At 44.5% G+C, this 21546-nt stretch carries 18 protein-coding genes and 1 pseudogene; 13 read left to right on the top strand and 6 right to left on the bottom strand.

Annotation, left to right across the window (positions count from 1 at the left end; translation table 11 throughout):
- Nucleotides 1-157: 157 nt before the first annotated feature.
- The 4 genes from WJM94_RS10660 to WJM94_RS10675 all read left to right on the top strand — a co-directional run bounded on the left by WJM94_RS10660 (nucleotide 158) and on the right by WJM94_RS10675 (nucleotide 7217).
- Nucleotides 158-3535, top strand: a complete 3378-nt coding sequence (locus WJM94_RS10660) for a helix-turn-helix domain-containing protein (protein ID WP_444494204.1) — start codon at nucleotides 158-160, stop codon at nucleotides 3533-3535.
- Nucleotides 3536-4486: 951 nt separating this feature from the next.
- Nucleotides 4487-4708: a FeoA family protein gene (locus tag WJM94_RS10665; RefSeq protein ID WP_444494205.1), complete on the top strand. Its 222-nt coding sequence runs from the start codon at nucleotides 4487-4489 to the stop codon at nucleotides 4706-4708.
- A gap of 5 nt (nucleotides 4709-4713) precedes the next feature.
- Nucleotides 4714-6990, top strand: coding sequence for a Fe(2+) transporter permease subunit FeoB (feoB, locus tag WJM94_RS10670; protein ID WP_444494206.1), 2277 nt, complete (start codon nucleotides 4714-4716; stop codon nucleotides 6988-6990).
- A complete protein-coding gene (locus WJM94_RS10675) occupies nucleotides 6987-7217 on the top strand; it encodes a FeoC-like transcriptional regulator (RefSeq protein WP_444494207.1) in 231 nt (76 codons plus the stop codon). The genes feoB and WJM94_RS10675 overlap by 4 nt, the downstream gene beginning before the upstream one ends.
- 64 nt (nucleotides 7218-7281) lie before the next feature.
- Here WJM94_RS10675 and WJM94_RS10680 read toward each other — a convergent pair whose 3' ends face one another.
- Both WJM94_RS10680 and argS read right to left on the bottom strand, forming a co-directional pair.
- Entirely contained in the window at nucleotides 7282-7710 is a 429-nt protein-coding gene (locus tag WJM94_RS10680; protein WP_444494208.1) for an HIT domain-containing protein, read from the bottom strand.
- Nucleotides 7711-7848: 138 nt separating this feature from the next.
- A complete protein-coding gene (argS, locus tag WJM94_RS10685; RefSeq protein WP_444494209.1) occupies nucleotides 7849-9582 on the bottom strand; it encodes an arginine--tRNA ligase in 1734 nt (577 codons plus the stop codon).
- A gap of 275 nt (nucleotides 9583-9857) precedes the next feature.
- Here argS and WJM94_RS10690 point away from each other — a divergent pair, with 275 nt between their 5' ends.
- Nucleotides 9858-10454: a VOC family protein gene (locus WJM94_RS10690; RefSeq protein WP_444494210.1), complete on the top strand. Its 597-nt coding sequence runs from the start codon at nucleotides 9858-9860 to the stop codon at nucleotides 10452-10454.
- Between the two features lie 68 nt (nucleotides 10455-10522).
- Here WJM94_RS10690 and purU read toward each other — a convergent pair whose 3' ends face one another.
- Nucleotides 10523-11356 carry a formyltetrahydrofolate deformylase gene (purU, locus tag WJM94_RS10695; RefSeq protein ID WP_444494211.1) on the bottom strand — a complete coding sequence of 278 codons (834 nt, stop codon included), beginning with the start codon at nucleotides 11354-11356 and terminating at the stop codon, nucleotides 10523-10525.
- 216 nt (nucleotides 11357-11572) lie between these two features.
- Between purU and WJM94_RS10700 the strand changes: the two genes are divergently transcribed.
- From WJM94_RS10700 to rnd, 7 genes are all read left to right on the top strand, one after another.
- A complete protein-coding gene (locus WJM94_RS10700) occupies nucleotides 11573-13483 on the top strand; it encodes an ATP-dependent DNA helicase (RefSeq protein ID WP_444494212.1) in 1911 nt (636 codons plus the stop codon).
- 57 nt (nucleotides 13484-13540) lie between these two features.
- Nucleotides 13541-14242, top strand: coding sequence for a tRNA (adenosine(37)-N6)-threonylcarbamoyltransferase complex dimerization subunit type 1 TsaB (gene tsaB / locus WJM94_RS10705; RefSeq protein ID WP_444494213.1), 702 nt, complete (start codon nucleotides 13541-13543; stop codon nucleotides 14240-14242).
- A gap of 79 nt (nucleotides 14243-14321) precedes the next feature.
- Nucleotides 14322-14627 (top strand): chromosome partitioning protein ParA, encoded by a 306-nt coding sequence (locus WJM94_RS10710; RefSeq protein WP_444494214.1) that lies wholly within the window; start codon nucleotides 14322-14324, stop codon nucleotides 14625-14627.
- Between the two features lie 47 nt (nucleotides 14628-14674).
- Entirely contained in the window at nucleotides 14675-15232 is a 558-nt protein-coding gene (locus WJM94_RS10715; RefSeq protein WP_444494215.1) for a Slp family lipoprotein, read from the top strand.
- Between the two features lie 6 nt (nucleotides 15233-15238).
- Nucleotides 15239-16093 (top strand): alpha/beta fold hydrolase, encoded by an 855-nt coding sequence (locus WJM94_RS10720; protein WP_444494216.1) that lies wholly within the window; start codon nucleotides 15239-15241, stop codon nucleotides 16091-16093.
- Nucleotides 16094-16199: 106 nt separating this feature from the next.
- Nucleotides 16200-17891, top strand: coding sequence for a long-chain-fatty-acid--CoA ligase FadD (gene fadD / locus WJM94_RS10725; protein ID WP_444494217.1), 1692 nt, complete (start codon nucleotides 16200-16202; stop codon nucleotides 17889-17891).
- Nucleotides 17892-17970: 79 nt separating this feature from the next.
- The gene (gene rnd, locus WJM94_RS10730; protein ID WP_444494218.1) at nucleotides 17971-19089 is read left to right on the top strand and encodes a ribonuclease D; all 1119 of its coding nucleotides are present in this window, start codon (nucleotides 17971-17973) and stop codon (nucleotides 19087-19089) included.
- A gap of 196 nt (nucleotides 19090-19285) precedes the next feature.
- On the opposite strand, the gene minE is transcribed toward rnd, so the two are convergent.
- The 3 genes and pseudogenes from minE to minC form a co-directional block, all read right to left on the bottom strand.
- Nucleotides 19286-19549 carry a cell division topological specificity factor MinE gene (gene minE, locus WJM94_RS10735; protein WP_444494219.1) on the bottom strand — a complete coding sequence of 88 codons (264 nt, stop codon included), beginning with the start codon at nucleotides 19547-19549 and terminating at the stop codon, nucleotides 19286-19288.
- A 2-nt stretch (nucleotides 19550-19551) separates the two neighbouring features.
- Nucleotides 19552-20359, bottom strand: a pseudogene (minD, locus tag WJM94_RS10740) (septum site-determining protein MinD).
- 17 nt (nucleotides 20360-20376) lie between these two features.
- Nucleotides 20377-21039 carry a septum site-determining protein MinC gene (gene minC / locus WJM94_RS10745; RefSeq protein ID WP_444494220.1) on the bottom strand — a complete coding sequence of 221 codons (663 nt, stop codon included), beginning with the start codon at nucleotides 21037-21039 and terminating at the stop codon, nucleotides 20377-20379.
- A 197-nt stretch (nucleotides 21040-21236) separates the two neighbouring features.
- On the opposite strand from minC, the gene WJM94_RS10750 reads away from it, so the two are divergent.
- Nucleotides 21237-21521, top strand: coding sequence for a YcgL domain-containing protein (locus WJM94_RS10750; protein ID WP_444494221.1), 285 nt, complete (start codon nucleotides 21237-21239; stop codon nucleotides 21519-21521).
- Nucleotides 21522-21546: the final 25 nt, after the last annotated feature.

The following is a 21546-nucleotide window of genomic DNA, read 5'->3' on the forward strand; positions in this document are numbered from 1 at the left end:
ATAATTGCAACCTTTGGTAAGGCGAATCCTTTTCTATAGAACGAATTGAGATATCATTATCCGATAATTAGCGACTCAAAATAAGCGTGTTAATAAACTGCTATGGAAGGCATGAAGCGTTAAGAGTTGGGATAAATTAGATCTAAAAGGTTTCGTCTTGCTACGCTGTTTAGCTCTCATTTTGATGGGAGTGGTAATTTCATGCCAAGCATTTGCATACAACTATGCCAATGCTATTTTTTACCCTTTGCCTACACAGGTTAAGGGGACTTTTATTGCGGCAAAAAAATTATTCTTGGGTGAGCAAGGTGGGCTTTGGATACACGACGTTCACGGTCGGGTTTTATTCTACGATGGCCAGAATATACTTCCCAAATCAGGGAGCTTTTTACAGGAACCAGCCAAGCAACTTGCCTACTATAAAGGCTCTTTTTGGACGTTCGTTGAAAACGAGGTCTACCAAACATACCCAAACCAAGAGAGAAACTTGGTTTTCAGCTTAAACCCAGGTTCTCAGATTAGAAAAATCGGCTCTTCTGGTCACTATATTTGGGTCAGCGACGGCGCTAATTTTTATACCTACAACACGGAATCCAGTGAGTTAAAAACCTTTTCTTTGCTCCATCTTTATCAGCACAGCAACAACAGTTACGTCTATATTAACGATGCCGTATTTCTCAAAAGTAAGTGGGCACTTGCCACCACCTCGGGGTTTTATTTGTCAGAGGGAAATGCGTTTGATCATGTTGTTGCATCCGGCCAACGTTACATCGAAAAAATCTACTATTCTCCCACGCGGCGTGAAATATTAGTTGGTACGCTTCAAGGTGCTTTGATTATCAACATCAATCAACCCGATAAAGAAGTGACCAGAATTGGCGGCTCGCATGTTTTGACGTTTGCTGAGACAAATCAAGAATATTGGGTTGGAACCGAACATGGGCTATATCTATATTCATTTTTGTCCGGAGAGATCACCGAGATCGAATCAGCAAGCTTTCTTGAGCTAGAGCTGGATAGCACTAAGATCTATTCGCTGTTGAGTGACAATATGGGGGGGATTTGGATCGCAACCAGTAATGGTATTCGTTATTATTCCTTGTTTAGTAAAAGATTTGAGCGAATTACATTCAGTAGTTACGATTCGCAGACATTGTCGGGGAGAATTCGCCACACGGTATCTGGGCCGGATGGTGCTCTATGGTTTGCTGACGATTACAAGCTATACCGTAGCGGCAGGCATGGGAATGAAAAAATTCTCGAATCACAATCTCAAATTAACGAGTTTGCATTTCAAGGTGGCATGCTTTGGCTAGCGACATCGAAAGGGTTAGAAGTCTTCGAGCTTGATGGACTAAAAAAAGTCATCTTTCCTTACTTACAAGTCATGGCAGGACATGCGGTTGAACATCTTGCCACTGATGGTACGTCACGCCTCTGGGTATCAAGTGGATATCAACTTTATAACATTGATATTAATAATAAACGAGTGCGAAACCTTGGTCGTGAATGGATGGTCAGTCAGTACTTACCTGCAAAAATAACTCGGTTGTATGATACCGAAGACCGTTTATTGATTGGTACAGACCATGGTGTGTACGAATATGATGATGAGCAAATTCGTTTTAACCATTTTTCGGAACAATTTGGTGAATCGTTAGATATCATTACCGCTGCTGATGGAAGACAGTGGTTTGCTTCGTCTTATGGCTTGTTTAAGACGGTAAAAGACAGCGATGAAAGACAAGTATTGGAGCTGAGCGTCCCTAATGCTCGACCAGCTTGTATGATCAGCGATCCTAACGGTGTCTGGCTCGCCTCATCGGTCGGATTAAGTTATTACCGCTTATCTGGCCAATTAATCAAACATTTTTCTTCTTCTTCTGGTTTGATCAATAACGAATTCTTGCCAGGTATATGTTCAGTTATTCAGGGAGAAAAAGAAGGCGAGAGCGAATTGATCCTGGGATCTAAATTTGGACTGGTTAAAGTCGAAACGTCAAAACTACAGGTCTCAAATGCTCCGGAATCAAAGTTTATTGTAAGTCAGGTGGTACACGAAAATGAGGTCATTCAAGTTGGAAGCACCAACCTTGATGGGATTAAATTACCCTATGGTTCCTCGTTGAGTTTTCTTTTTGGCATTATGCCCAGACCCGATAGTCAAGACTTGTTTTATAGGCTGAGTGAAAATGAGCCATGGCAGACGCTGGAAGGAAGCCAGTTGACGCTAGAACACCTTAACTCAGGCGAATATAATCTGCAGATAAGCAGTCAATCTCAACTTTCAGCAGGGTTGATAGGGCTAGAGTCTCGCTTTGTCGTTCAGCAGCCATGGTATTTATCTTCCCTAGCTATATTTGCTTTTTTGGCAGCGACGCTTATCGTACTTGGGGGGCTTACTTATTGGCGATCGCGTTATATGGTCCAAGTCAACCGGGCGCTGGCTGCGCAAGTTACTTTAAAGACTAACCAGCTACGGCACCAAAGTCGGGTGCTATTGGGCAGCAATCAACAACTTCGCAAGCAGATTCAGGTGAGAAACTTATTGGTGGATCACGTAGCACAATCTATAAAATCAAGCGTGGATTATATTGCGTCTAAGTTTCCTCATACTATCGATGTTCCGACACAAGACCAATTTGCAAAAACTTACTGGCAATTAAATGAGTTGCGAAGTGGCCCATGTGATTCAAGTAATGGGAGTCAAAACTATAATTTGAGCCAAATAACTCAATCTGTAGTTGATGTGTGGCAAGACGACTTCGCGAAAGTGGGTGTATTGGTAGAACTCATTGATGAACAGAAATCGAGTCGAATTGCTCTGGATAGCTTTAACTTAGATGTCATTTTTAACACTATCTTTGCCAATATCATAAAGCGTTCATTTCGTGGACAAACTGTTAAGATCATGCTGGCTGAGGGCAGTGATATTGTATGGTTAAGCTTTATTGATTACGGGATTCAGCTACCGAGCAAATTAGTAACAGGCCATATTTCAAACAGTAATAACACCGATCTGGGTATCGACAATTTGTCACAGTTGGTTGCAGAAAGTGGTGGCCATTTGGCCGTATTTACTTCGGATGCACAAAATAAAATTGAGATCACATGGCCAGTGGCGAAAGGATTAATCCATGTAGAAGAAGAAATATTGGAGTTTGAGGCGGAGAGAGATTCTGAAGCGCTAGTTACACCTGAAGATGAATGGTTGCAAAAGGTCTATCAGTTAGTTGCTGAACATTACCATGATGCGGAGTTCGGTACTGCCTCGGCAGCTAAAATGCTGTTTATGTCTGAGCGTAGCTTACAAAGGCGTTTCAAGTCAGCCTCGTCAAGAACGTTAAAAGATTATCTAACGGAAGTTCGTTTAGAGACTGCTTGCGAGCAGTTACTCGCCGGAGAAAAAATCTGTGAGGTCGCATTCAATTGCGGCTTCAACGATCCTTCTTACTTTAGTCAAAAATTCAGATTACATTTTGGCCTACCTCCTTCTAAGTTTGTGATGACTCAAGAAAGCCAAGACGTTAGTTAACTACACCTTTCTGCTTATACACCCACTTAATTTGAACCGATGCCAGTGCCAACGCTCTACATCCTGCCTTGTTCTCGAGCATTTTTCCTACGCTATTTCTGATCACTGATTTACGGTGGCCGTATAACCTCATCTTATTGAGACGTCTTATGGTGTTCTATTTCTTAGTCAACCGTCACATGGTGTTTATCTAAATTAAAGAGCAAAGCCACTTTTCTGCTAAGTGGAGCACTTCCTTTCCTTTAAAAGGTTTTCTTAGTTCGAAAGTCATATCTGTATACGAGTCGCAGCTACCGTAGTGGGGTGCTTTTACGGAAGTCACTTGAGCTTTGAGGTTTCGCGCTTCTCGTTCTTTCTGGTGGTTTATAGGACAGGCACATAGGGCACTGATGAATCAATCTGGAATATAGGTATCGGTTTTGTGGTTAGTGAAACGAGCCAATGCGTTATTTGGATTTAGAATTCAGTGGGATAAGAATCAATGAAAAAAATATCGTGGTATAGCCGGGGGGACTATACCACGGGTGTCAATGACACCTTCGCTTGCTGCCGGAGTGGCATGTGTAGTGCCACCTCTGGAATACATTTGAGAGGTCTCCCTCTCGATGGGTTAACTATACGAGGGGTTACTTATTTTTCTTATAAAAATAACGACATCTTTATATGAGAAAAGCGACAACATTTTATTGTTTATATAAGTTGTTGATATTATTTGATTATTTATATTTAGATGTTTGCATCGTGATTTTTTGCATGATAAATCAGCGAGCGATGTTTTGAATTTGACGAAAATAACGTAAAGAAAATTAACGTAGTTGACGTTTGTGGTTGTGAAAACATTTATGGAATCTTTGATTTCACACAATAATTGTGTGGTGATAGAGGAGTATTATTAAAACCTAAATGTTTAAATGATAATTTTTATCATTAGCAATTATATTAAGGACCACTATGAAATTATCAGAAGTTATACCCGGAGATTCGGTGACTATTCGCTTTCTAGATGGCCTTTCACCAGATGTAAGAAAAAAGCTGATGGTAATGGGGCTACTACCAAACACAGTAGTTAAAGTTATCAGGCGTGCTCCGATGGGTGACCCATTACAAGTAGAGGTACGTGGTGTGTCGGTTGCGGTGAGAGAAACCATTGCTCAAAAAATCGAAGTGGAGTGAGTGTAATGCAGTATCAAATCCTTACAGTAGGCAATCCGAATAGCGGTAAAACCACGCTTTTTAATGGATTGACTGGTGCAAAGCAACAGGTTGGCAACTGGGCTGGTGTGACTGTCGAGAAAAAGACAGGGCAATTTAAACATGCTGGTGATGAATTTTTGCTTACCGACCTTCCAGGTATCTACTCATTGGACAGTGGTAATGATAGTAACAGTATTGACGAGTCAATCGCGTCAAGAGCAGTACTTACTCATCCAGCTGATCTGATTATCAATGTTGTGGATGCAACGAGCTTAGAACGAAGTCTGTACATGACGTTGCAACTGCGTGAACTAGGCCGTCCAATGATCGTCGTGCTGAACAAAATGGATGCCCTAAAACGCGAGCGCCAAGTGATTAATGTTGCAGAGCTGGAGAAGACGTTGGGCTGTCCGGTTGTTAGTTTATCAGCAACGAATAGAGCACAGGTCGCTGAATTTAAAGAGAGTCTTCATAAGTCGGTTGTGCAGGGTGTAGCAATTAAAGATCTGTCGCTTAACTATGGTGAACAGATGGAAGCGGCGATTGAAAATGTATCGACGCTTTTTAGTGATCAAACGGTTTCTCATCGCGCTTTAGCTATTCGTGCGTTAGAGAAAGACACCTTGGTTTTGAATAGTATGCCAGAACCAGAAAGAAGTAATGTTCTGAAAACTATTGCTTCTCTAGATCTGGATATTGACCTACACGTAGCGGATATCAAATACACACATTTACATGAGCAGTGTAAGAAGGTTCGCCGCAGTGAAGGTAAGCTGAGTCGCAGTGTGACAGAAAAGCTGGATCAATTCATTTTGAACAAGTGGATTGGTATTCCATTTTTCTTCGTGGTTATGTACCTGATGTTTATGTTCTCAATTAACATTGGTAGTGCATTCATCGATTTCTTTGATATTGGTGTCGGTGCGTTGCTTGTTGATGGAGGCCATTACCTGCTTGATGATCATCTTCCGGTCTGGCTGGTGACTGTACTTGCTGATGGTATCGGTGGCGGTATCCAGACGGTCGCAACCTTTATACCGGTAATTGCTTGTCTTTACTTGTTCCTCGCGGTGCTTGAAAGTTTAGGTTACATGGCTCGGGCAGCATTTGTTCTGGATAAAGTGATGCAGAAGATTGGTCTGCCGGGTAAAGCGTTTGTTCCGTTGGTACTGGGTTTTGGCTGTAACGTGCCCTCAATCATGGCAACGCGTACATTGGATCAAGAACGTGAACGTAAGTTAGCTGCCTCGATGGTTCCTTTCATGTCTTGTGGTGCACGTTTGCCAGTTTACGCCTTGTTCGCTGCCGCTTTTTTCCCTGGCTCCGGACAAAACGTAGTATTCGCTCTTTATCTATTGGGTATCGCTGCCGCTATCTTTACCGGGCTGTTTTTGAAAAATACTCTTTACCCGGGTAGCAGCGACAGCCTTGTAATGGAAATGCCTAACTATGAACTACCTACGCTGCAGAATGTTGTGATCAAAACTTGGCAAAAGCTGAAACGCTTTGTTCTGGGCGCAGGTAAAACGATCGTTATCGTGGTTGCGATTCTTAGCTTCCTAAACTCAGTAGGTACTGACGGTAGTTTTGGTAATGAAGATAGTGAAAAATCAGTACTGTCAAAAGTCTCACAGGTTGTAACGCCAGTATTCGCGCCAATTGGTATCCAGGAAGATAACTGGCCTGCTACTGTAGGTATTATTACTGGTATATTCGCTAAAGAGGCGGTTGTTGGGACGCTAAACAGTCTTTATACATCACCAAGTGATGCTGACGATGCTGAATTTGACCTAATGGGCAGTCTGCAAGAAGCGGTAATGAGTATTCCAGAAAACCTTGCAGGGCTTAGCTTCTCTGATCCTTTGGGTATTGAAGTGGGTGATCTAACTGATACTAACGCGGCTGCTGAAGAGCAAGAGGTGGATTCGTCTATCTTTGGCAATATTAAGTCGCAGTTTGTTTCCGGCCATGCAGCGTTTGCGTACTTAATCTTTATCCTTTTGTACACGCCATGTGTTGCTGCAATGGGGGCGTATGTTCGTGAATTTGGCAACAACTTTGCTCGCTTTATCGCGGTGTGGACCATGGGCTTGGCCTACCTAAGTGCGACGTTCTACCATCAGGTGGCGCATTTCACGGACAGCCCTGTTACCAGCGGTATCTGGTTGGCGGTGATTGTGGCTATCTTCTTCGGTACTTACCGCGTATTCCAACGCATTGGTAAGAAACAGCAAGTTACGTTAGAGGCGCAGGTAGCATGATTTTAAAAGAGCTTTATCAATATATTGCAGACAAAGGAACGGTCTCTCAGTCAGATTTGGCGAAGCAATTCGGTATGAGTGAAGATGGTGCCGACGCAATGCTTAGTGTCTGGATCAATAAAGGTCGCGTTACACGCTTGGTAGACACAAATAAAGCTCATCATGTGACTCGCGTGCGCTATGCCGTGACAAGACACGATGGATTATCTCTGACCGTGACGATGTAATCCTCAAACAGAAAAAAGCCGCCTTATTAAGGTTGATAGGGCGGCTTTTCTGTTCTTGGGGAGTTTAAACTTTATGGAAGATCGAGCTCAGCGATAACACATTCTGAATGCGACCAAGCACTGCGTCTTGTTCTTCGTCGCTACGGAATTCGCCTTTGGTGTTACCCCACACAGGTCCCGGCCAGGCCACATCATCTTTAAAACGCGCGATATGATGAATGTGCAGTTGAGGTACCATATTACCCAGTGAGCCCAGATTGAGTTTGTCCGGACGAAATGTCGCTTCGAGCGCTTGACTTACCGCCTGAGATTCCAACAAAAACTGATGTTGTTCATGCATCGGTAAGTGGTGTAACTCTTTCAGATTGGCGTGTTTAGGGACCAAAATAACCCACGGCACTGCGTTGTCTTTGTGCAATAGGGCAACGCAAAGCGGGAAGTGACCAATAACAGTGGTGTCTTTTGCTAATTGAGGGTGCAGTTCAAAACTCATTTTGTTTTCCAATTCGTTTTTATTTGTATTAATTGAATTTAGTATACTCAGCAAGTTCGCATTCGTTAACTAGTGTATAAACAAAAAGGCTGACGCTTTCACGTCAGCCTTTGCTTTTTCAGCTTAACTGAGAACGGATTACATGCGCTCTAGTGTTTCGATACCCAATAGAGACAGACCTTGCTTGATGGTCTTCGCTGTTAGCGCTGCTAGTTTCAGGCGGCTTTGCTTAACGGCTTCGTCTTCCGCAACCAGAATAGGGCACGCTTCGTAGAAGCTTGAGAACTGACCAGCCAGTTCGAACAGGTAGCTACACATGATGTGTGGTTGACCTTCACGAGCAACAGATTGAACCGCTTCTTCGAACTGTAGAAGTTTAGCGATAAGCGCTTTTTCTTTTTCGTCAGTGATTTGGATATCGCCTTGAAGCTCATCCATTGCAACATCAGCTTTGGCGAAGATAGATGCAACACGAGTGTATGCGTACTGCATGTATGGTGCAGTGTTACCTTCAAATGCCAGCATGTTGTCCCAGTCAAACACGTAGTCAGTGGTACGGTGTTTAGACAGATCAGAGTATTTCACCGCAGCCATTGCTACGGTACGAGCTATTTTCTCTTTTTCTTCTGCGTCTAGCGCAGGGTTCTTTGATTCGATTAGCTTCGCTGCGCGCTCTTCTGCTTCATCCAGAAGATCAGCAAGACGAACCGTTCCACCTGCGCGAGTCTTGAATGGACGACCATCTTTACCTAGCATCATGCCGAACGCGTGGTGCTCCAGAGAGACTGACTCTGGCACGTAACCCGCTTTGCGAACGATAGTCCAAGCCTGCATAAGGTGTTGGTGCTGACGAGAGTCGATGAAGTAAAGTACGCGGTTAGCGCCTAGCTCTTCGTAACGGTATTTCGCACATGCGATGTCTGTGGTTGTGTATAGGAAGCCGCCATCACGTTTCTGAACGATAACACCCATAGGCTCGCCATCTTTGTTTTTGTACTCGTCTAGGAATACAACTTGTGCGCCGTCATCTTCTACAGCAAGACCTTTTTCTTTCAGGTCAGCAACGATCTTAGGTAGCATGTCGTTGTACATGCTCTCGCCCATTACGTCATCACGAGTCAGTGATACGTTTAGACGATCGTAGTTACGCTGGTTTTGGATCATCGTAACGTCAACCAGCTTCTTCCACATTTCTGCGCAGAACTCGTCGCCACTTTGTAGTTTCACTACATAGTTACGTGCTTTAACTGCGAATTCTTCATCTTCGTCGTAAAGCTTTTTAGATTCACGGTAGAAGGCTTCAAGGTCAGCCAACTCCATTGAAATTTCGCCAGACTCTTGTTGTACACGCTCAAGGTTTGCGATAAGCATACCGAACTGAGTACCCCAGTCACCGATGTGGTTCGCGCGGATTACTTTGTGGCCTAAGAATTCAAGAGTACGAACAACCGCGTCACCGATGATGGTTGAACGCAGGTGGCCAACGTGCATTTCTTTTGCAACGTTTGGTGCAGAGTAGTCAGCAACAATAGTTTGCGATTCTTCTTCTGCCACACCCAAACGTGAATCAGCCAGTGCTGCATCAGCTTGTTTCGCAAGAAACTCTTCGCTTAGGAAAATGTTGATAAAACCAGGGCCAGCGATTTCTGTTTTGCTCGCAATACCATCAAGGTCTAGAACATCCAGTACTTTCTGTGCAAATTCTCGTGGGTTAGTACCCAATTTTTTAGCAACGCCCATTATGCCGTTTGCTTGGTAGTCACCAAATTGTGGCTTTGCTGATTGGCGAACTGCTGCAGGGCTGCCTGCAGGTGCGCCAGCGGCTTCTAGAGCCTGAGATACTTTGTCATTAATAAGTGCTTGGATATTCACACGTGTTTCCTTCAATTCGAGGACTAAGAACCCGTTATAATCAGAGTCGAGTTCTGTTGGAGTTCACAAAAATGGCGCTAATGATAACAACTTTATTGCTTTTCTTACAGCGAGGATTTGGTGAAATTAATACTTTTTCGACTGAATGGAAATCGATACCTAAATCCCCCTGATTACCTCTGAACCAAGTATCTTGTAGTCATTTTGGTATATTCTCTTTTAGGTTTACTATTGCGCCTAAAGTAAATATCAAATCCTCCTCACAGAGAATCCAGATGACGAATGAATTAGTAGAAAAACGCTTAACACCAGAATTGATGATCCAAGATTTGGACGCCTTTATGGCAAAGATAGAAGCGCTGGCTTCCATGCTTCATCTTGATTTGAGTTTGGCTCAAGCAGACCATATCGCGCTGCGCATTAACGATACTGAAACTGCGCAACAAGCACATCAGGCATGGAGTGGATTCGGTAAGGTGATTTCGCAAGCACAAATTAATGGTCGCCCAATCATTGTGATTGAATTTGATAAAGCACTTGAAAGTCGAGGCTGGAAGATGGAGTGTTTGGAGCTACCATATCCGGCAGAAGGCAAAACATACCCCACAGAAAGTTGGGAACATGTAGAGTTTGTAATTCCATCTCATGCGCAAACGGCTGATGCGTTTTTGGCGGATTTGAAGCACACTTATCCGGCCTTTGGTGCTCAATTTGAAAATCTTGATGAAATGGGTGTGAAAATAAAACTGTCAAGTCCGAAAGGAGAAGGCGAGCGACTGAATAACCCAACGGTAGCGTTTAAATATCAGGGTGTTTGTATCAAGCTTCATCCGCATTCACTTAAACGAATTGTTGAGTCTGAGCAAGCGTAAGTTTGAGCGTAAAATAAAAAGGGTTGCCATCAGGGCAACCCTTTTTCAGTTTGAAATAGCGGAAAATCTTACAGTATTACCGTCTTGTTTCCGTAAACAAAGACATGGTCGTTCAGTACTTTGTTCAGCGCTTTACTTAATACGTTCTTTTCAACATCACGACCTGCTTGCGCCATGTCCTGAGCGCTGAAGTTGTGGTCGACAGGAATTACATCCTGCTTAATGATTGGACCTTCGTCCAAATCATTCGTCACGAAGTGCGCAGTAGCACCGATGATTTTCACACCACGGTCATAGGCTTGCTGGTAAGGTTTAGCTCCAATAAACGCAGGTAAGAAGCTGTGGTGAATGTTGATGATCTTGTGGTGGAACTTCTCAACAAATCCAGGCGTTAATACGCGCATATATTTCGCTAATACGATGTAATCCACATCGTATTGGTTGATCACGTCAAGCATCTTTTGTTCATGCTCTTCACGGCTGAGATCTTCGTGTGTCACATAGTGGTAAGGAATATCAAATCGTTCAGTCAGAGTCTGCAACTTGTCGTAGTTACCGACCACTGCTGCGATTTCAACATCCAGGCTGCCATCGAAGTTTTTCATCAGAATATCGCCTAAACAGTGCGCTTCTTTGGTCACTAAGATAACAATACGTTTACGGCGAGAGCTAATCAGTCTGCGTTTAGCACCTGCTGGCAAAGCCTGATCTAAGTCGGCGAGTAAGGTCTGATCGTTGAAGTAACCCTCCAACTCCGTTCGCATGAAAAAGTGCCCACTGGTGTTATCAACAAACTCGTTATTGTGAATGATGTTTAATTGATGCTTGTAACAAATGTTAGTGATTTTTGAAATTAAACCCGGTGCGTCAGAACAATGGGTTAACAGCGTTTTCTTTTCCATAACAGGGGGACTTCCATGCAATAAAATTTGAGCGTACGAAAAGTGTGTCGGCCGACAGGGACCAACCGTACTGCAATGTTCCATCATAAATAATCTATTCTTGGACTGGTTTCAACAAATTATCTGCAATGAGTCATAAGCTGGTCATATTGTGGGCTGCTGTCACTCCCCATCGTCTGTTATACTCTCGACAATTTTTCTAACCAGACCCTAGATATGATCGCAAAAACATTTTCCTCTGAGGGCGCTTTAGGTAAGGCCATCCCTGGTTTTCAGGCCCGTCAGCCACAAATAGATATGGCGGAAGCCGTCAGTCGTGCGATCAAAGATCAAAGCCAGCTCGTGGTGGAGGCGGGGACGGGGACAGGTAAAACTTTCGCCTACTTAGTGCCTGCTTTATTAAGCGGAAAGAAAGTCATCATCAGTACAGGCTCTAAGAACCTCCAAGAGCAGTTGTATCATCGCGACCTGCCATTAATGGTCAATGCTCTGGGTTTTTATGGTCAAGTCGCGTTATTAAAAGGGCGATCAAACTACTTGTGTCTGGATCGCCTGAGTCGACAAATGGTAGAAAGCCATACTAACGAAGCCGACCCAACGTTATTGACTCAACTCGTGAAAGTCAGAGCCTGGTCCTCAGAGACCAAAACCGGCGACTTGGGCGACTGCGATGATTTGCCTGAAGACAGCATGATCATTCCTACGATAACGTCGACCAACGACAATTGTTTGGGGAAAGAGTGCCCAAGTTATACTGACTGCTTTGTTTTGAAAGCGCGAAAACGCGCCATGGATTCAGATGTGGTAGTGGTAAACCATCACTTGTTCCTCGCTGACCTTGCGATTAAAGAAACTGGCTTTGGTGAGTTAATCCCAGAAGCAGATGTATTTATTTTCGATGAGGCTCATCAGTTGCCGGACATTGCCAGTGAGTACTTTGGTCAGACGGTATCGAGTCGTCAAATTCATGATCTCGCCAAAGACATCGAAATTGCTTACCGTACTGAAGCAAAAGATATGCGTCAGTTGCAAAAGGTCGGCGATAAGTTACTGCAAAGTGCGATGGATATGCGTATTGTCCTCGGCGAACCGGGTTATCGTGGCAACTGGCGAGAGGCTTTGCAGTCGGAATCGATAAAACGTGAATTAGTTCGGCTAACCGACAGTCTGGAACTGGCAATTGATGTTCTCAAACTGGCTTTGGGTCGCAGCCAACTACTGGATGTGGCGTTTGAACGTGCCAATTTGATCAAAGGTCGGGTTGATCGCGTGTGTGATGTGGATATTACCGGATACTCTTATTGGTATGACACCTCTCCACGTCATTTTGCTTTACACATTACACCGCTTTCCGTCGCCGATAAGTTTCATGAGCAAATTGAAATCAAGCAGGGGGCGTGGATATTCACCTCCGCAACCTTGGCGGTATCGGGAGACTTCAAGCATTTTACTGACCGTCTGGGTCTGAAACCAAAACAGCAGTTCTCCTTGCCATCACCGTTTGATTACGAAAAGCAAGCGCGCTTGTGTGTTCCTCGTTATTTACCAGAGCCCAATAGTCCGGGGTTGGCAGATAAATTGGTACACATGTTAGCGCCAGTCATTGAAGAGAACCAAGGACGCTGTTTCTTCCTGTGTACCTCGCACAGCATGATGAGAGAGCTGGGTGAAAAGTTCAGAGAAGTACTGGATTTACCTGTTCTCATGCAAGGTGAAATGAGTAAACAAAAGACTCTGGCAGAGTTTATGGAGCTGGGTAATGCGTTGTTGGTGGCAACGGGCGCATTTTGGGAAGGGATCGATGTTAGAGGTGATGCGCTGAGCTGTGTTATCATCGACAAATTGCCGTTTACCGCCCCTGATGATCCGCTACTCAAAGCCCGAATCGAAGATTGTCGATTACGTGGTGGTGAGCCTTTTGCAGAAGTGCAAATCCCAGATGCGGTGATTACTTTAAAGCAGGGGGTCGGTCGCTTGATTCGAGATCAGAAAGATCATGGTGCATTGATCATTTGTGACAATCGCCTGGTAACCCGTGACTATGGCGGCACCTTTTTAGGCAGCTTACCGCCGATCCCAAGAACACGGGATTTAGAACGAATCAAAGCTTTCCTTAAAGCAGGATAATCAGCCACAGACCTGTGTTGTGGCATAATCAAATCAAATAGAGTTGTAGAGAGTTAAATGAGCGCAAAAATTCTTGCCATCGATACATCAACTGAAAACTGTTCAGTTGCACTACTGGTTAATGATCAAGTGATTTCACGCAGTGAAGTTGCACCTCGTGACCATACGAAAAAAGTCTTACCTATGGTTGATGAAGTGTTGAAAGAAGCGGGTCTTACTCTACAAGACTTGGACGCTTTGGCGTTTGGTCGTGGTCCGGGCAGTTTCACTGGTGTTCGTATTGGTATCGGTATTGCTCAAGGTTTAGCGTTTGGTGCAGACCTGCCAATGATTGGTGTTTCGACATTAGCGGCGATGGCACAAGCAAGTTACCGTCTTCACGGTGCAACCGACGTAGCGGTCGCAATTGATGCTCGCATGAGTGAAGTGTATTGGGCACGTTATACTCGCCAAGAAAATGGTGAATGGGCTGGTGTGGATGAAGAGTGTGTGATTCCGCCTGCAAACTTGGTCGAAGAAGCGAAAGCTGACGATGTAACATGGACAACCGCTGGTACGGGTTGGGATGCTTATCAGACTGAACTCGCTGGCCTGCCTTTCAGTGTCACTGTAAGTGAAGTACTGTACCCTGACTCACAAGACATCGTGATTCTGGCTAAGCAAGAACTTGAGAAAGGCAATACGGTTCCTGTTGAAGAGTCCAGCCCTGTCTATCTGCGTGATAACGTGACATGGAAGAAACTTCCGGGTCGCGAGTAACAGCTTCACCCACTATCACAACGACTACCAATCATTGATATAAGTGCAGGGCAATTGCCCTGCCTTTTTATGGAGCGTTATGGCGTCGATTAATGGTTTACCTCCCTCTTTTATAACAAGTGCAAATCGCACGGATAAAGTCAGTAAAAAGAGTCAGGTAAAAAAAGCTCGGACTAAGCAACCAATAGAGCAGCCCTCTAAAGTTGCTAATGCTGTCGCGCATTCCATAAAGCAAGTGGATGAATCCCAGATTCACCGCGCTCAAGTGCAATATGATCTCCCAGAAGGAAATGCGCGAAAAGCGATGGAACAGTATATGGATGTCATGAATCGAGCCAAAAAAGAGGAACTAGCTCAATTGCTTGGTGTCGATATCTATGTGTAATGAACGGAGATCATTCGTTCGCGATAAATAGGGTTAAATGGTGGGTTATGACAAATTCTCGACACATTTTTCTGGTTTTATTGGTTGTGTTTGGACTGTCGGCGTGCAGTTCTCTTCCTGAAGAATTGAACGCAACAACGGAACAAGTTCTCACAGACTATAAAACGTTTGCTGAGTCTGAAGGGCGAGTAAGTAATGATGTTCGTTTAGGCGGCATCATTGCTAAGGTCGATAACTTCAAAGACAAAACGCGAATTGAGATCGTTAATTTACCCATCAGCCAGTCTGGTAAACCAGATATTAATGAAGAACCAACAGGTCGCTTTGCGGTTTACTTCGATGGTTACTTAGAGCCTGTCGCATTTAGTCAGGGACGTTTAGTGACGGTTGTCGGCCAAAGCGCAGGTGAAGAACAAGGAAAAATCGGCGAGCGTGAGTACGTCTTCCCTTTGATTAAAGGTCAGGGCTACCGCTTATGGGTGATTGAAGAGCGAGTACGAACGTACGACACACCACTTTTCCTCTACCCGTGCTATTCAATTAACTGCCGTATGGAGCGCCATGATTTCCCGCAAGATGGCAAAATAATCAAACAAGTCAAATAATCTGTTATGCATGAGCGTCGATTTGAACTTACTGCCGGTACAATGGCAGCCCTCGAAATAGGTAATGAAAAAACGGCTGACTTGTCAGTCGTTTTTCTTCATGGATGGTTAGACAACGCTGGCAGTTTTAAAGCTTTGATGGAACAGACACATCAGCTTAACCCTGCCCTGCATCTGTTGGCCGTCGATCACTTTGGACATGGTTTGTCTAGCCACAAATCTTCCGATAATTACTATCCCTTCCACGACTATATTGCCGACTTACATCATTTGTTGGATGAATTATCACCAAACAGACTCATGTTAGTAGGGCATTCGCTTGGTGCTTTGGTCTCAAGTTGCTATAGTGCCGCGTTTCCTGAGCAGGTCGAAGCATTAGTGCAAATCGAAGGTGCAGGTCCTCTTACTGAGGCTCCTTCAAATAGTTTGCCGCGCCTTCGTGATGGCATTTTGAGTCGTCAGCGACTACGAAACAAGCCTGAACGTTCCATTGCTTCTTTTGATCTCGCTTTAAAATTACGCATGCAAGCCAACCAATTGACCGCAGAGCAGCTTCTGCCCATTGTCGAGCGGGGGACCGTGCAGCGCGAAAACTTATGGTATTGGCGACACGATACCAAGCTAAAGTGCGCTTCGCTTTTCCGTATGGCACAAGAGCAAGCGAATGCGATCACCAGCCAAATACGTTGCCCACATCTCATCGTATTAGGCGACCAAGGATTTCAGAGTTTACCTTCCAGCCAAGTAGATTGGGGACAGAATCCACCACAAATGGTTTCTGTTTCAGGAGGTCATCACTGTCATTTAGAGCAAATACTCGAAGTTGCGAGCGCAATTCTTGGTGTAGTTAACAAAATTTAAACAAGTGTTTGGGAGTTTCGTGCTCAAGCACGTTCGCTGTGCTGTAATAGCCATCAAAAATAAAAAGGCTGTTATCGTAAGACAGCGATGAACGAGGAGTAATATCGTGGATAAACCATGGCTTTCACGTTATCCAAGCGACGTACCTGAAACCATTAATCCGGAGCAGTACGAGTCTTTGGTAGACATGTTCGAACAGTCTGTACAAAAGTATGCAGACCAGCCGGCATTTATGAATATGGGCTCGGTTATGACCTTCCGAAAGTTGGAAGAGCGTAGTCGCGCGTTTGCTGCTTATCTACAGAATGAGTTAAAGCTGAAAAAGGGTGACCGAGTTGCTCTTATGATGCCAAACTTGCTGCAATATCCGGTTGCACTGTTTGGTGTTTTGCGTGCTGGTTGTATCGCCGTAAACGTTAATCCGCTATACACTCCTCGTGAACTTGAACACCAGTTGAATGACTCAGGTGCTAAGGCGATTGTTATTGTTTCTAACTTTGCCAATACGTTAGAGCAAATCGTCGCCAATACGTCTGTGAAGCACGTTGTGTTGACTAGTCTGGGTCAGATGTTGCCTCGAGCGAAAGGCACAATTGTCGATTTTGTCGTGAAATACGTTAAAGGTATGGTTCCCAAGTATAGTTTGCCTGGGGCAATTTCGATGCGTAAGGCGCTGCATAAAGGTCGTCGTCTTCAGTATGTGAAACCTTTTATGTCTGGCGATGACATTGCGTTTCTACAATATACCGGTGGTACCACTGGTGTTGCCAAAGGCGCGATTCTGACGCATAGCAACATGATTGCAAACGTACTACAGGCAAAAGGGGCGTACGGTCCGGTTTTGACGGCGGGTAGAGAGCTGGTTGTTACTGCATTGCCTCTTTATCACGTATTTGCATTAACAGTGAACTGCTTGCTGTTTATTGAAATGGGTGGCCGTAACCTGCTGATTACTAACCCTCGTGATATTCCGGGCTTCGTTAAAGAGCTGCAAAAACACCCGTTTACTGCCATTACCGGTGTAAATACGCTGTTTAACGCACTGGTTAACAACGAAGACTTCCATGAGCTAGATTTTAGCAACCTGCGCCTATCGGTAGGCGGCGGTATGGCAGTTCAACGTTCAGTAGCAGAGCAATGGTTGAAGACGACCGGCTGCTATCTGTTAGAAGGCTATGGTCTGACCGAGTGTTCTCCTTTGGTGGCTGCGTATCCACATGATCTTGTCGAATACAATGGATCGATTGGTCTACCTGTACCATCAACAGAAGTTCGTATTGTGGATGAAGAAGGTAACGTTCTGCCAAACACGGAAACCGGTGAGCTTCAAGTTCGTGGTCCGCAGGTTATGCAAGGTTACTGGCAGCGTCCTGAGGCAACCAGAGACACGATAAACGAAGATGGCTGGTTGTCGACGGGTGATATTGTTAAATTCGACGATGAAGGTTTCCTGCATATTGTTGATCGTAAGAAAGACATGATCCTGGTTTCTGGTTTTAACGTTTACCCGAATGAAATTGAGGATGTCGTTGCACTTCATGGTAAAGTTCTGGAAGTCGCCGCGATTGGTCAGCCTAACGATGCCTCTGGCGAACTGGTGAAAGTTTATGTCGTTAAACGTGATCCGAGTTTAACAAAAGACGAAGTCATTGCGCATTGTCGTGAGCACCTAACAGGGTACAAGGTGCCAAAACTGGTTGAATTCCGTGATGAATTACCAAAGTCGAACGTTGGTAAGATTCTGCGTCGTGTTCTTCGGGAAGAGAATGATGCCGAACTCGCGAAGAAGGGCTCATAAGTCGAATTCGTTGAGTCGCCGTAATTAAAAAATGATAGAATGCCAGCGTTTTGCTGGCATTTTTTATAGCGAGAAGCATGTGAATTATAATATTATTTTTAAAAACAAAGACCTAGAAGAAATTTGTGCTCAAGCCAGAGATGCAGATGTCGTTATGCTGGATACAGAATTTGTACGTATCAGGACTTTCTACCCGCAGCTAGGTTTGATTCAGCTTTTCGACGGCAAAAACCTTTCGCTTATCGATCCGACTGAGCTGACGGACATGTCCCCATTTGTTGAACTGCTGAAAGACACTTCGGTACTAAAAGTTTTACATGCTTGCGGTGAAGATCTGGAAGTATTTCAAAATGCCTTTGGCTGTACGCCATTTCCGATGGTCGATACTCAACTTATGGCAGCGTTTCTTGGGCATGGACTATCAACGGGTTTTGCTACACTCGTTGAAGAATATCTTGGTGTTGAGCTCGATAAGAGTGAGTCACGTACAGACTGGATGGCTCGACCATTGACGCAAAAGCAGCTCGATTACGCAGCGGCTGACGTTCACTACCTGCTTCCGCTTTATGAAATTCTGCTCGACAAAGTGATCGAAGCAGGTTGGTGGAGCGCTGTGCAGCAAGAGAGCGATTTGCTGGTGTCAAAGCGTATTCGCGAAGTTAATGAAGAAAATGCATATCTTGATATCAAAGGTGCCTGGCAGTTAAAACCGTCTGAGCTGGCGATCTTAAAACCGCTAGCGACGTGGCGTTACCGTCAGGCAATCAAACGTGACCTTGCATTGAATTTCATCTTCAAAGAAGGTGACTTATTGACGGTTGCTCGTCTTGGCTTAACTGGCTTTAAGAAAATGGAAGCAGAAGGCATTGATATCCGAGCTATCAACCGTCACGGCGCGAAGATCGCAGATATTGTTAAAAAAGCGAAGCAGACACCTGCTGATGAGTATCCAGCGAAAATAGATCGTCTTATGGATTACCCGGGCTATAAGCAGATCTTCAAGAATATGAAAGATATTGTCAAAAGTGCTTCCCAGAAATCGGGTCTGGCAACTGAGTTTCTTGCTTCTAAGAAGCAGATCAACCAACTCATCAGTTGGGTATGGAAGAAGGAGCGTGATCCTGCGAGACTGCCTGACGTTATGCGAGGCTGGCGTCTTGAGCTTATCGGCGAAAAGATGAATAAGGCGCTTAAATAAAACTAAGCGACAAGCAGAATAAGGTTGGCTATATAGCCAACCTTTTTTATGGCACGTACACGCCTTTAACCTGTCACTCCGACGAATTTAAGCGAGTTCAGGAATCTACTAACCGCACGCGATGAAACTGAGAATACGAGTGCTTGTTATCAAGCTCGAGAGACTCGAGCTCACTTCACAAACACCGATTAGCAAATTACTTCTCTTCGTCTGGCAGCTTCACGTTGAGCTCAAGTACTGAAATATCGTCACCTTTGTGCTCAAAGGTCAAATCAACCATATTCGGGTCAATATCCACGTACTTACCTATCACTTTCAGAATATCCTCTTTTAACTGAGGAAGGTAAGAAGGTGCTGGATCACTTTGGCTACGGCGTTCTGCCACAATGATCTGTAAGCGTTCTTTAGCCAGGCTTGCAGACGTTTTTTTCTGAGGGCGGAAAAATTCTAATAGTGACATGTCTAGCCTCCGAACAGTCGTTTAAGTAGTCCTTTCTTCTCCTCAGTAAGGAAACGAAAATTCACTTGATTGCCCAGTAAGCGATCAACGGTGTCAGAGTAAGCCATACCCGCATCGGTGTTTTCATCAAACGTCACAGGTACACCTTTATTCGATCAGTACCGCTTGGCTTTCAGGAATCACACCCAGCAATGGAATATGAAGAATTTCTTCAACGTCTTCTACACTCAGCATCTCACCTTGGTTTACGCGCATCGGGTTGTAACGAGTCAGCAGAAGGTGCTGCTTCACTGGCTCCAGGCCTTGTTCCGCGCGTAGCGATTTCGAGTCCAGAATACCCAGAATACGGTCTGAGTCTCGTACTGAAGATACTTCAGGGTTAGTTGTCACGATTGCTTCGTCAGCGTAGTACAACGCCATCAGAGCGCCTTGCTCGATACCTGCTGGTGAGTCACAGATGATGAAGTCAAAACCCATCTCATCCAGTTCGGTGAGTACACGCTGTACACCATCTTTGGTCAGTGCGTCTTTATCACGTGTCTGCGATGCAGGAAGAATGAATAAGTTGTCCGTGCGTTTATCTTTGATCATCGCTTGGTTTAATGTCGCTTCACCGTTAATGACGTTCACAAAGTCATACACTACACGGCGCTCACAACCCATAATAAGATCGAGGTTACGCAAACCGATATCGAAATCGATGACTGCGGTTTTATTTCCTTTTAGAGCCAAGCCAGAGGCGATGGCTGCGCTTGAAGTGGTCTTACCGACGCCACCTTTACCAGACGTTACTACAATAATGCGTGCCATTTGTTTTCCTTTTTAGACTATATTGTGAGTGTCTCAAGAAGTAATGATTCTTCGGCTTTACTGATCATGACCTTCTTTTGCCAATACTCACTCTCAATTTGATCGCTTAACCAGTAATCTCCAGCAATAGATACTAGTTCTGCTTGTAAATCGTGGCAAATAATCCGGGCCTCATGTTGTCCACTTGCGCCTGCTATTGCGCGCCCGCGCAAAGTTCCGTGAATATGTATGGAGCCATCTGCGATAACTTCTGCTCCCGCGCTGACATGTGCTAGCACGACTAAATCACCATCTTTTGCGTAGATTTGCTGTCCAGATCGGACTGGTGTACGAATGAATTTAGTCGGAGCCATTTTGGCAGGTGCCTGGCTTGGAGATTTGCTTGCAGACATGATGGCGAAGCCAGCTTCGGACGCAAGGTTTTGAACACGTTTATCTTTAGAACCCGTTACACCGACCGGAATAAATCCAGCATCAGCGATACCTTTTTTGAGCGCAGGGAAATCAATGTCGCCTTCGACTTTAGCTATATTGATAACCAAAGGTGCGGATGCGAAGAAAGAAGGTGCCTGAGACACTTTTTCTTGCAAAAACTCGATAGTTTTTACTATCTCGCTGTCAGAAAGGTGTAAAACTGACAAAGTAAAGCTGCTACCTTTAAGGTCTGGTGAATGGGTCATCGTGGACTTCTTGCCTCTGTTGAAAGAGCGTTGCCTTAAACTAGGTCTATCATGTTATATTCCATCTTTTGGCGCAGCAAGTTCTCTAACAAGCAATTCGGTGAATTAATCTCAAATTTGCTATTAAGTTTGCGGCAATTTTACGTTTCTAACTAAATCCGTATTAAAAACGGCTAAATCAGCATAAAAGGCGTGTCATGCTTTGTTCTATTTATAAAAGCTCCAAAAAAGAAGGTACTTATCTCTATATTCCGAAAAAGGATGATTTTTCACAGGTTCCTGACACCTTGATGCAGATGTTCGGTAAGCCTATCGCTGTCATGACGATTAAACTTGACGGCCGTAAGTTGGCACAGGTGGATATCGAAAAAGTGAAAGCGTCATTACTTAGTGATGGCTTTTTCCTGCAACTTCCGCCGCCACCGGAAAACCTATTAGAAAAATATAAAGAACAAAAAGCTCAGCAAAAAGACGGAAAATAATTTCGCATCTTGCTGAGGTTTCTGC

Origin of the sequence: Vibrio sp. YIC-376 (assembly GCF_052353105.1) — a bacterium.
Classification (GTDB): domain Bacteria; phylum Pseudomonadota; class Gammaproteobacteria; order Enterobacterales; family Vibrionaceae; genus Vibrio.

Coding starts and splice junctions, on each gene's coding strand:
- minE (WP_444494219.1), bottom strand. CDS start 19,549: ATGTCACTATTAGAATTTTTCCGCCCTCAGAAAAAAACGTCTGCAAGC.
- WJM94_RS10680 (WP_444494208.1), bottom strand. CDS start 7,710: ATGAGTTTTGAACTGCACCCTCAATTAGCAAAAGACACCACTGTTATT.
- WJM94_RS10700 (WP_444494212.1), top strand. CDS start 11,573: ATGATCGCAAAAACATTTTCCTCTGAGGGCGCTTTAGGTAAGGCCATC.
- WJM94_RS10750 (WP_444494221.1), top strand. CDS start 21,237: ATGCTTTGTTCTATTTATAAAAGCTCCAAAAAAGAAGGTACTTATCTC.
- WJM94_RS10665 (WP_444494205.1), top strand. CDS start 4,487: ATGAAATTATCAGAAGTTATACCCGGAGATTCGGTGACTATTCGCTTT.
- WJM94_RS10715 (WP_444494215.1), top strand. CDS start 14,675: ATGACAAATTCTCGACACATTTTTCTGGTTTTATTGGTTGTGTTTGGA.
- minC (WP_444494220.1), bottom strand. CDS start 21,039: ATGACCCATTCACCAGACCTTAAAGGTAGCAGCTTTACTTTGTCAGTT.
- feoB (WP_444494206.1), top strand. CDS start 4,714: ATGCAGTATCAAATCCTTACAGTAGGCAATCCGAATAGCGGTAAAACC.
- WJM94_RS10710 (WP_444494214.1), top strand. CDS start 14,322: ATGGCGTCGATTAATGGTTTACCTCCCTCTTTTATAACAAGTGCAAAT.
- WJM94_RS10720 (WP_444494216.1), top strand. CDS start 15,239: ATGCATGAGCGTCGATTTGAACTTACTGCCGGTACAATGGCAGCCCTC.
- tsaB (WP_444494213.1), top strand. CDS start 13,541: ATGAGCGCAAAAATTCTTGCCATCGATACATCAACTGAAAACTGTTCA.
- purU (WP_444494211.1), bottom strand. CDS start 11,356: ATGGAAAAGAAAACGCTGTTAACCCATTGTTCTGACGCACCGGGTTTA.
- WJM94_RS10675 (WP_444494207.1), top strand. CDS start 6,987: ATGATTTTAAAAGAGCTTTATCAATATATTGCAGACAAAGGAACGGTC.
- WJM94_RS10690 (WP_444494210.1), top strand. CDS start 9,858: ATGACGAATGAATTAGTAGAAAAACGCTTAACACCAGAATTGATGATC.